The sequence below is a fragment of the Phytoactinopolyspora halotolerans genome (genome assembly GCF_010550675.1).
Taxonomy (GTDB): Bacteria; Actinomycetota; Actinomycetes; order Jiangellales; family Jiangellaceae; genus Phytoactinopolyspora; species Phytoactinopolyspora halotolerans.
Genome location: NZ_JAAGOA010000046.1, coordinates 1 through 6,698, shown reverse-complemented (window position 1 = coordinate 6,698; position 6,698 = coordinate 1). Strand labels below are relative to the sequence as shown.

The following is a 6,698-nucleotide window of genomic DNA, read 5'->3' as shown; positions in this document are numbered from 1 at the left end:
ACCGGGCCCCCTGGCGGTTACCCGGACCGGACTTTCACCGGCAAGCGACGACGAGCACACGAATCAGTCGTCAACCACTCATCTGATCAACCACCAATCACTACTGGACGCACAGGAGGAACGGCATGGCCCACGTCACGATGAAGGACGTCGCGCGGCTCGCTCGGGTGTCACCGCGGACGGTGTCCAACGTCGTGAACGACTACACGCACGTCAGTGACGATGTGCGGCGACGGGTGGTGGCCGCGATCGACGAGCTCGGGTACCGGCCCAACATCGTGGCCCGCAACCTGCGCATCGGTCGCACGGGGCTGCTGGCGCTCATCGTCCCCGAGATCGACGTGCCGTACTTCAGCGAGCTGGCCCGCGCCGTCATCGACGCCGCCGCCGACTACGGCTACCGGGTGATGATCGACCAGACCGGCCATGACCACGAGCGGGAGCGTCAGCTGCTGACCGGTCACGACCGGACCATGCTCTTCGACGGCATCCTGTTCAGCCCGCTCGTGACGCAGGCCGAGATCGCCGAGATGGACAGCGACGCCACGCTGCCGATGATCCTGCTCGGTGAGCACGCCTTCACCGGACGGTTCGACCACATCGCCATCGACAACACCCAAGCGGCATACGAGGCTACCCACCATCTGGTTGAGCTGGGCCGACGACGGATCGCGGCCATCGGGACCCAGCCCAAGGAGACCTATCAGACGCCACAGCAGCGCACCGCCGGCTACTTCGCCGCGTTGGATGACGCCGCACTCCCGCATGAGGAGGAACTCGTCATCCCGGCGGCGACGTACCACCGGAGCGACGGCTACGACGCCGCCCGTCGACTGCTCGCCATGGATCAGCCGCCCGACGCGATCTTCTGCTACTCAGACCTGTTGGCCATGGGGGCGATGCGCGCCGTCCAGGACGCCCGGCTGCGGATCCCGGACGATGTCGCCGTTATCGGCATCGACGACATCGAGGAAGGCCGGTACTCGACGCCGTCATTGAGCACGGTATCGCTGGACAAGGATTTCATCGCCACCCGGGCAGTCGAACGCCTGGTGGAGCGGATCGAGAAGCCGGAGCTGGATGCGCAGCAGATCGTCGCACCGCACACGCTCATCGTCCGGGACAGCACCCGGCCGTCCCCGTCAGATCCCGCCTCCTCGTGATGCCCTGCAGACCTGGCGCCCCAGGGCGGACCCGGCCGAGAAACGCGACGTCGCGCGCCCATTGCCCGTCTTACGCTGGTGGACGAGCTAATCATTGGCGCCTGGTTCTCCCTGACCGCTGGCGGCCACCTCGCAATCACCGTCGGACCTTCTCGTGACTCACGTCGATGTGCGCGCTGACAGCCATCACTCGACGAGTAGGTGGCCGGTTGCCCGCAATAGGTCGCCTAACCACACCAACCCATAGGAAACCGTGCCGGTTGGGGCGTCGATCATCGCCTGTAGATGGTCGAGACACTCGCTCAGCTGGCCGATCGTTAATCTGGACGGTTGATGATAGACGTCGTAGAGTTGCTCTGGCGGAATCGCCCAGTAGTAATCCTTCTCAAGAAGAAGACTCGATCCTTTGGTTTCCCGAACGTGTGTGATGAGTAATTCAAAGGCCTTCTCCAGGGTCTCAATGGATACGTGCGAACGATCGGTCATTACCTGCCTCCGGAGATAATCGTACGGATCAGCCTCGAAAAATGGAGAACCGTCGGCGGACATGTCTCGATAAGCGTGCGCGGGCTACTCGTTACGCGCTATTGGGGCAACCTCAGGGCGGTAAGGCCGAAGAGTTGAGGAAGAGGTTGGTCGCCGTCGTCTTCTGCCGTTTCCAGCAGAACAAACCCAGCTTCGGTGACCGCATTGAGCAGGACGGGAAGGGGAACGTTGACCACGCCGACGCGGGAGCGAATTCCGTCACCCAGGAGGGGATGTTGCTCAATTCGTACGTGGCGACGGTAACCGGGGTGGACGATGCAGGCTCCTTGCCCGTCGACCTCGGCGAACGCCCCACCGAAGCACGGGTGAGCGGCGACAACCACCAGGCATCCTCCGGGGCGCAGTACGCGCCGGGCCTCGACGAATACGGGTGATAAGTCGTCGAAGTCGGTGGTCGTCATGATTGTGGCAACGGCATCGAAGGACTGGTCCTCGAACGGAAGGGCGGCCGCGTGGGCGACCGTGGCTGCGATGCCGGTCTGCCGAGCAAGCTCGATCTGTCTCGTCGAGATGTCGACACCGGTCACACGCCAACCGAGACCGGTCAAGGCGGGAACGTGTGCCCCTGTCCCACAACCGAGGTCCAGGCATGATCGGTCGCGACCCGGACCGAGCAACCGGCTCAGCAGCCGGTCTGCCGACCGGGCATGTGCACTCCCCGCTCCGCTGGTGACGTATCTGTCATACCAACTGGCGAACTCGTCGTAGCGCGCTCTCACGCACCCACCTGACCACAGATCATGGGCGGTCGCCAGAGCGTTTGTCGGTCAGCTGCCGCGATTGTCACCCGCAGACGTCAGCTCTGATCACATCGCGGGCGGTCGTCTGTCAGGACGTCGATGATGCACTGAGCGGCCTCGCGTGGAGACATGGCGGACGTGTCCAACACGAGCGCGTCGTCGGGCGGAGGGAGTATCCCCTTACTGTTCAGTATGCGCGACAGCTCGTCCGGATCCCGGAGTTTATTCCCCTCCGACCGTGCAGGCGACACCGCACGCCGCAGCAGCTCGTCCTCCGGGCACGTGAGCCATACCGGCACGAACTGCGCTCCACGTCCCGCCGCCTTACTGCGGAGCAACCGCAGGTACCGCTCCTCCTCTGGGTCGTTGCTGAGGTAGTCCGTGAAAATGTGGCTCAAACCCGGCCGAGCATGCGCCACGGCAGTCAAGGTTGCCGCACGAACACGCGTCACCAGCTCCAGGACCCATTCGGGAAGTGGCGCGTATCCGTCAGCCCCGTACGCCCGGAAGATGGGACCGCTGATGAAGTGGTTGTCCATCAGCGCTGCCCCCGTGAGCGCGGCCAGCTCGCTGCCAACGGTGCGTTTGCCACTCGCCGGTGGACCGACCAGGTACGTGATACGGGGCACTTCGCGATGCTATCGGTACATCCCGGGCTCTTGCGCCTTCAGCCTGCTGTGATTGTCCGCGACCGGCGCCTCAGGGTGCCTGACGATCGTCATCGCTAGATTCGCAGCGGTCCGGCGTGCCCTTGCCATCGCCACGGCGTGTGCCCTCGCCTCCGCAGCCTGAAGCACCTCACGTCGAGCGTCCACCCGGCACGTGTCGCAGAAAGGAAGGAGCGCTCAGCCCGGGCCGGACTCGATCAGCACGCCGATCTTGTCGATGCGGTGCTCCGGGTTACCGAACTCGTCGGACCAGAAGTTGCCCGCCGCATGATCTTCCGGCGTCGCACAGGTCGACAGAGTGATCATCGCCTGGGTGGGTTCGACGCCCGGCTGGCCCGGCACAGCGGCCCGCTGAGCCGCCAACGACTCCTCGGAGCGGAACGATGTCTCGCGGGTCTCGACGATTTCGTAGACATATGTGACGCCGTCGGCCGTCACCTCCACCAGGTCGCCATTGTCGAGCTCCGGTAGGTCGAGGAATGCCTGGGTCGATGACAACCGGTGCGCCGTGACCTGATAGTTCCCGACTCCCCCGGGGCCGACGCCGCCACGCGGGCCATACGGGCTCGCGGCCACGCCTCCGTCCTGGATCTCTGTGCCGGGACCGTCGTCGGTCCATCCCTCGTATGCGATCACATCGAGATTCTCGATCCCAAGATCCGCGATGGTCAACGTGGCGTCACGCGGCTTGCCGTCGCTGGGGCTGGGACCCGGCGGGGTTTCGGGCATGATCGTGCCGGTGGGTACAGGCGTCGCGGTCGGGCGGACGGACGGCGGCGGAACGCTCGTGGGCCCGCGCTCGGGCGGCGCCGTCGACAGCGCGCTCGACGCAGCCGGTGACCTCGCGTCCGCGCGCGACGCCTCAGACGTGTCGAGTGCGCAGCCTGCCGCCACGATAAGCACGGATCCGGCGGCAAGCATCAGTAATCGCATTCTTCAACGGTATGGCCGGCCTCTCGCCACTACCAGTGCCGACGACGACCGTCATTCCACTACTCTGTGTTACTGCGTACTGGTACTCAGTGATACTGAGTAGTTGCGCGGTGAGAAGGACTGGCATGGACGATCTGACGGAGATGCTGAAGGGCACTCTCGAGGGCTGCGTGCTCGAGATCATCGGCCGCGAGGAGACCTACGGGTACGCCATCACCCGTCGGCTGAACGAACTCGGTTTCTCCGACGTCGTCGAAGGGACGGTCTACACCATCCTGCTGCGATTGGAGAAGAACGGACTCGTCCAGGTGACGAAACGATCGTCCGGGCAGGGCCCGCCCCGCAAGTTCTATGCACTCAACGACGCGGGACGCGAGGAGCTCGCGACGTTCTGGGCGAAATGGGCGTACGTCTCATCACGGATCGACAAGCTGAAGGAGGGCAAGGAATGAACTTCTGGGAGACCATCACCGGCAGCGATCTCACCAGGGAATGGAAGGCGTTCGAAACCCGGGCCCAGGAGTTGCCGGCCGACCACCGGGCGGCGTGGGACGGGATTAAGGCTCACCTTGCTCCCTACTCCGACTTCACGGGTCGCAACCTGATGCCGATTCTCGACAGCGCTCTTGGGCTGCTCGAAGAGACTGCAGCCGATGGACAAGGCAGTCGCGAGGTGCTGGGCGACGACATCAGGGGATTCTGCGCGGCATTGGCCGGCGAAGAAGGGGCCCGGAGCTTTCGCGACCGGTGGCGCGAGCAGTTGAACAGGAACGTCGCACGGAAACTCGGCCAGCTAGGAGACTGACATGGGTATCCACGACATCATCGAAGGCAAGAAACAATGGCGGGCGCACATGGCGCGGGTCAAGGCACTCCCGCGGGATTATCAGATCGTGTATAAGGAGATTCAGAGGTACTTCTTCAAGGTCGGACCGGTCGGCTTGACCGGCTCTTCACAATCGAGGGTGTAGTTGCGGCCTGAAGCCTCCGGCCTCGAGCAGCGATCTGGCGATGTAGTTGGTCAGGTTGCGGAACCCGAGGGCGCTGCCGCGCAGGTGCTCGAGTCGTCCGTTGATCGCCTCGGTCGGTCCGTTGCTGGTGCCGGGCCGGTCGAAGTAGGCCAGGACGTCCTCGGCGCGCTTCTTCAACGTCCGGCCGAGCTTGGTGATTTCGACCAGGGCCTTGGGTACGCCGGTGCCGATGTCAGCGATCAGCTTGGCCATCAGCTCCCGGCCGTGACCGCGGTCCTCGTGGCGGTAGGCGGCGATCATCCGCTGGTAGACGCCCCAGGTGGCTTCGACCTCGACGTGGGCGTCGTCGGCGAACAGTGCACCGAGCCGGTCGGTCTGCTTCTCGGTGAGCAGGTCCGCGCCGGTGCACAGGGTCCGCCGCGCGGAGTAGAGCGGGTCGCCCTTCATGCCGCGGTGGCCGTGGGTGGCTTGCTGGACCCGGCGCCGGCACTGATCCAGGGCGTCGCCTGCCAGACGGACGACGTGGAAGGGGTCCAGCACCGGCACAGCCTCGGGTAGCTCTTCGGTGGTGGCGGTCTTGAACCCGGTGAACCCGTCCATCGCGACGACCTCGATATTGTCGCGCCAGGACTTGTCCCGTTCGGCGAGCCAGGCCTTGAACGCCTGTTTGGAGCGGCCGGCGACCATGTCCAGAAGCCGCGCCGGCCCGGTGCCGTCGCGGATCGGCGTCAGGTCGATGATCACGGTCACGTACTTGTCGCCACGCCGGGTGTGCCGCCAGACGTGCTCGTCCACGCCGATGACCTGCACGTCGTCGAAGCGGTGCGGATCGTCGATCAGGACCCGGCGGCCCTCGGCCAGGACCGCGTCGTTGGCGGTGTTCCACGAGACCCCCAGAGCGTCGGCGACGCGGGCGACACTCAGGTGTTGGCACACCAGGGCTTCCAGCGCCCACCACAGGCCACGTCGCGACAGCGTCGCCCGCGGCTCGGCGGCCCGCGACGTGTCCTGGCGCCACACGTGACCGCACCCGGTGCACCGGTATCGGCGGAGGCTGACCTCCAACACCGTGGGCCGCCACCCGAACGGCTCGTGCGCCAACCGCCGGACCACCGTGTCCCTGGCCGCGCCCTGGCATCCGCAGCGACGACACCATCTGTCGGGCTGGACAGCCCGGCACCGGAGAATCGCCCGATCGGGCTCCAACCGCTGCCCGAGCACTTCGAGCCCGAGATCATCAAGACGAGCCAACGTGGTCAGGTCAGGACGGGCGAAGGTAGCGTCAGACACGTCGAGGTTCCAGATGGACGGCATAGTCACCTCCATCCTCGGGAGACCTCGACCCCTACCCGGCCACCGACGCGCCGACCGGACTACACCCTCAACTGCGACTGCGAAGAGCCCAAATAGCCCCGGTGCGAGGGTCGGCCCGCGTGCTACGTTCGGGCCATGACTAGGGCGTGTCTCCCAATTCTTTCGTTTGGTGTGGTTGATCATGGATGAGTGCTCAGAACTGGTGTGATTTCGGATGAGTTGTGGGAGTTGATCGAGCCGGAGTTGCCATCCCACGTGGGTCGGCGCGGGCGTCGGTGGCGTGATCATCGGCTGGTGCTGGAAGCGATCGCGTGGCGGTTTCGGACCGGGTCGCCGTGGCGTGATCTGCCCGAGGAGTTCGGC

9 protein-coding genes and 1 pseudogene are annotated in these 6,698 nt (G+C 65.2%); 5 read left to right on the top strand and 5 right to left on the bottom strand.

Features of this window, described 5'->3' with window-relative positions:
* Nucleotides 1–125 precede the first annotated feature (125 nt).
* Nucleotides 126–1,163: a LacI family DNA-binding transcriptional regulator gene (locus G1H10_RS31940; RefSeq protein WP_163745328.1), complete on the top strand. Its 1,038-nt coding sequence runs from the start codon at nt 126–128 to the stop codon at nt 1,161–1,163.
* A 186-nt stretch (nt 1,164–1,349) separates the two neighbouring features.
* Here G1H10_RS31940 and G1H10_RS31935 read toward each other — a convergent pair whose 3' ends face one another.
* The 4 genes from G1H10_RS31935 to G1H10_RS31920 all read right to left on the bottom strand — a co-directional run bounded on the left by G1H10_RS31935 (nt 1,350) and on the right by G1H10_RS31920 (nt 4,050).
* Nucleotides 1,350–1,712 carry a hypothetical protein gene (locus G1H10_RS31935; protein WP_216853872.1) on the bottom strand — a complete coding sequence of 121 codons (363 nt, stop codon included), beginning with the start codon at nt 1,710–1,712 and terminating at the stop codon, nt 1,350–1,352.
* A 35-nt stretch (nt 1,713–1,747) separates the two neighbouring features.
* On the bottom strand, nt 1,748–2,428 hold the full coding sequence (locus G1H10_RS31930; RefSeq protein ID WP_163745327.1) for a class I SAM-dependent DNA methyltransferase: 681 nt from the start codon (nt 2,426–2,428) through the stop codon (nt 1,748–1,750).
* A gap of 77 nt (nt 2,429–2,505) precedes the next feature.
* On the bottom strand, nt 2,506–3,078 hold the full coding sequence (locus G1H10_RS31925; RefSeq protein ID WP_216853871.1) for a P-loop nucleotide/nucleoside kinase family protein: 573 nt from the start codon (nt 3,076–3,078) through the stop codon (nt 2,506–2,508).
* A gap of 216 nt (nt 3,079–3,294) precedes the next feature.
* Nucleotides 3,295–4,050 (bottom strand): sortase domain-containing protein, encoded by a 756-nt coding sequence (locus G1H10_RS31920; RefSeq protein WP_216853870.1) that lies wholly within the window; start codon nt 4,048–4,050, stop codon nt 3,295–3,297.
* Nucleotides 4,051–4,175: 125 nt separating this feature from the next.
* Between G1H10_RS31920 and G1H10_RS31915 the strand changes: the two genes are divergently transcribed.
* From G1H10_RS31915 to G1H10_RS31905, 3 genes and pseudogenes are all read left to right on the top strand, one after another.
* Complete coding sequence (locus G1H10_RS31915) at nt 4,176–4,502, top strand: PadR family transcriptional regulator (protein ID WP_163745326.1); 327 nt, start codon at nt 4,176–4,178, stop codon at nt 4,500–4,502.
* Complete coding sequence (locus G1H10_RS31910; protein WP_163745325.1) at nt 4,499–4,855, top strand: DUF1048 domain-containing protein; 357 nt, start codon at nt 4,499–4,501, stop codon at nt 4,853–4,855. The genes G1H10_RS31915 and G1H10_RS31910 overlap by 4 nt, the downstream gene beginning before the upstream one ends.
* Nucleotide 4,856: 1 nt before the next feature.
* Nucleotides 4,857–4,997: pseudogene (locus G1H10_RS31905) on the top strand (DUF1048 domain-containing protein); the annotation flags it as partial.
* Nucleotides 4,998–5,003: 6 nt separating this feature from the next.
* Here G1H10_RS31905 and G1H10_RS31900 read toward each other — a convergent pair.
* On the bottom strand, nt 5,004–6,311 hold the full coding sequence (locus G1H10_RS31900; RefSeq protein ID WP_163745329.1) for an ISL3 family transposase: 1,308 nt from the start codon (nt 6,309–6,311) through the stop codon (nt 5,004–5,006).
* 213 nt (nt 6,312–6,524) lie between these two features.
* On the opposite strand from G1H10_RS31900, the gene G1H10_RS31895 reads away from it, so the two are divergent.
* The coding region (locus G1H10_RS31895) for a transposase (protein ID WP_163745324.1) at nt 6,525–6,698 on the top strand (174 nt) is incomplete at its 3' end.

Coding starts and splice junctions, on each gene's coding strand:
- G1H10_RS31940 (WP_163745328.1), top strand. CDS start 126: ATGGCCCACGTCACGATGAAGGACGTCGCGCGGCTCGCTCGGGTGTCA.
- G1H10_RS31935 (WP_216853872.1), bottom strand. CDS start 1,712: ATGTCCGCCGACGGTTCTCCATTTTTCGAGGCTGATCCGTACGATTAT.
- G1H10_RS31910 (WP_163745325.1), top strand. CDS start 4,499: ATGAACTTCTGGGAGACCATCACCGGCAGCGATCTCACCAGGGAATGG.
- G1H10_RS31915 (WP_163745326.1), top strand. CDS start 4,176: ATGGACGATCTGACGGAGATGCTGAAGGGCACTCTCGAGGGCTGCGTG.
- G1H10_RS31920 (WP_216853870.1), bottom strand. CDS start 4,050: ATGCGATTACTGATGCTTGCCGCCGGATCCGTGCTTATCGTGGCGGCA.